Source organism: Streptomyces viridosporus, from assembly GCF_002078235.1.
Taxonomy (GTDB): Bacteria; Actinomycetota; Actinomycetes; order Streptomycetales; family Streptomycetaceae; genus Streptomyces; species Streptomyces viridosporus.
In genome coordinates, this window is sequence record NZ_MSGP01000259.1 from 1 (window position 1) to 1,857 (window position 1,857).

The following is a 1,857-nucleotide window of genomic DNA, read 5'->3' on the forward strand; positions in this document are numbered from 1 at the left end:
TGACCCGGAACACGGACCGGGTCAGGCGGTCTCCTCACCGAGCGGCTGCGGGTTGGGCACGATGTGCTTGGCCCGGGGACGTCCCGGCGGGTGCAGGAACAGGGCCACGAACCCGGCGAACAGGGAGATCGAGCCGGCCAGGACGAACGCGCCGGCGTAGTCCCACGCGCCCACCACGACGGCGCCCATGCCGGACCCGAGCAGACCGGAGACCAGCTTCGAGGAGTACACCAGGCCGTAGTTGGAGGCGTTGTTGTTCTCACCGAAGTAGTCGGCGGTCATCGCCGCGAACATCGGGAAGATGGCGCCGCCGCCGAAGCCGGAGATGGACGAGAACAGCAGGAACAGCGGCAGGTTCCCGATGTTCCCGGAGAACAGGATGCCGTACTGGGACAGTCCGAGGACGATGCAGACGAAGATCAGGCACTGCTTTCGGCCGTACCGGTCGGACAGCCAGCCGATGACACCGCGGCCGGTGCCGTTGACGATCGCCTTCAGGGACATGGCGGTCGCCACGATGCCGCCCGCGAAGCCCGCCTCGTCACCGAAGGGCACCTGGAAGGCGATGCCGAAGATGTTCACACCCGAGGTGCACAGCAGACAGAACCACATCAGGGCCACCCGGCCGGTCCGCCAGGCCTCCATGGGCGTGTACTGGTGCACGGCCGGCGGGTTCTTCTCCAGCGCGCGCCGGGCACGCGCGTCGTCGGGCTTGCGCAACGGGTCGACGTCGGCCGGCCACCAGTTCTTCGGCGGGTCCTTGAAGAAGTAGCCGGACACCGCCACCACGCCGGCCAGGAACACCCCCACCGAGACCAGCACCCAGCGGAAGTTGGTGAGGTCCATGTAGCCGGTGAAGAGGAAGACGAACGGCACCGAGCCGTAGGCGAAACCGCCGTTCACGAAGCCGGTCTTGCCGCCCTTGCGCTCCGGGTACCACTTGGCGACCATGTTCACGCAGGTCGCGTACACCATGCCGGCGCCCATCCCGCTGAACATGCCGAAGCCGAGGTAGGCGACGATCACGTGCGGTGCGAAGGCGAGCGAGAGATAGCCCAGCAGCGTGCCGACCGCGCCGAGCATCATCGCCCAGCGGGCGGGCAGTTTCCCGCTCTCCCGCAGCTTGCCCGCGGGGAAGGCCACCGCGGCCTGGAAGAAGACCCAGACGCCCAGCATCCAGAAGATGTGCGCACTGCTCCACTGGTGGGCCGTGTGCAGGGTGTCCTCGGCGGACGCGAAGGCGTACTCCGCCGAGCTGATGCCCATCATGCCGACCCACGGCAGGATGACCATCCACTTGCGTGGGCGGCCCATGATGTCGATGTCGGTCTCACCGAGGCGGTAGACGCGCCCGTTCGCGTCGGTCACCTCGCGGTAGGGAACCGAGGTGGGCAGATCGGTCGTTGTCATGTCGTGTTGCACCCCTTGCGTCGAAAGTTCTGGCCAGCGCCCCCTGTCCAATGCCTTTCGTGCGCGTGCGGGTCCCGGGGCCGGCCGACGCGCACNNCAGCAGCCCGGCCGCGCGCGCCCAGCGGTACTTCGCGCCGAGCACGGCCACCGGCTTCTCGGTCGTGTACGGGTAGGCCACGACCCCCCGCTCGAAGAGGTACCGGCACGCCTCCTCGACCTCCACGTCCCCCGCGAGCGACGCCACCACCGGCTTGGAGATCCCCCGTTCGCGGAACTCGGCCACCACGCGCGCGGTGAGTTCGGCGAACACCATGGGGGGAGTGACGATCGTGTGCCAGTAGCCGAGGACCAGTGCGTGGATGCGCGGGTCCTCCAGCCCCAGCCGGATCGTCGCCTCGTACGTCGAGGGCGGCTCGCCCCCGGTGATGTCCACCGGGTTGCCCGCCG

1 protein-coding gene and 1 pseudogene are annotated in these 1,857 nt (G+C 68.7%); both read right to left on the bottom strand.

The window, feature by feature from the left end; translation table 11 throughout:
• Window positions 1–21 precede the first annotated feature (21 nt).
• Window positions 22–1,410 carry an OFA family MFS transporter gene (locus tag B7L92_RS19120; RefSeq protein WP_081238748.1) on the bottom strand — a complete coding sequence of 463 codons (1,389 nt, stop codon included), beginning with the start codon at window positions 1,408–1,410 and terminating at the stop codon, window positions 22–24.
• Between the two features lie 97 nt (window positions 1,411–1,507).
• Window positions 1,508–1,857: pseudogene (locus tag B7L92_RS19125) on the bottom strand (acetate--CoA ligase family protein); the annotation flags it as partial.

Coding starts and splice junctions, on each gene's coding strand:
- B7L92_RS19120 (WP_081238748.1), bottom strand. CDS start 1,410: ATGACAACGACCGATCTGCCCACCTCGGTTCCCTACCGCGAGGTGACC.